2 protein-coding genes are annotated in these 465 nt (G+C 57.0%); one reads left to right on the top strand and one right to left on the bottom strand.

What is annotated here, in order from left to right:
* Positions 1-306 (top strand): LysR substrate-binding domain-containing protein (locus ACU8YC_RS27025; RefSeq protein ID WP_446896265.1); only part of this gene is annotated, 306 nt, incomplete at its 5' end.
* Between the two features lie 59 nt (positions 307-365).
* Here the strand turns inward: ACU8YC_RS27025 and ACU8YC_RS27020 are convergent.
* A partial coding sequence (locus tag ACU8YC_RS27020; RefSeq protein WP_446896266.1) for a hypothetical protein occupies positions 366-465 on the bottom strand: 100 nt, incomplete at its 5' end.

Genomic DNA, 465 nt, shown 5'->3' with positions numbered 1-465 from the left:
CCCACCCGCCTGATCCCAGAGGGGCCCTTCGTGACTACCGATCCGATGACGCTGGTACGCTGGCTGGCCGCAGGCACGGTCATTGCCTATGTACCGCTGATGTGGCTGATCGATGAGATCAATCGTGGCGACGTCGAGATCCTGCTTCCCCGCTACCAGTCGGCTCCGCGTCCGGTCTACGCGCTGTATACCGAAAAAGACAAATTGCCACTCAAGGTGCAGGTAGTGATTAACTATCTGACAGCCTATTTTGTCGATGTGGCGAAGCTATTCCAGGGAATGTACGGCCGGGGAAACGAGAAGTGATGATATGCCCGATAGCGCTAGCGCTTATCGGGCACCAATACCCTTTAAATTACAGTTTCTCAGGCAGTACCGCCCACGGTCAGGTTATCCACCTTCAGCGTCGGCTGACCCACGCCCACAGGCAGACGCTGTCCTTCTTTACCGCAACCGCCACCTCCG

The organism is Citrobacter sp. VF227 (assembly GCF_052950715.1).
Note: the sequence above shows the minus strand (reverse complement) of the source record. Positions and strands in the feature narration are given on the sequence as shown.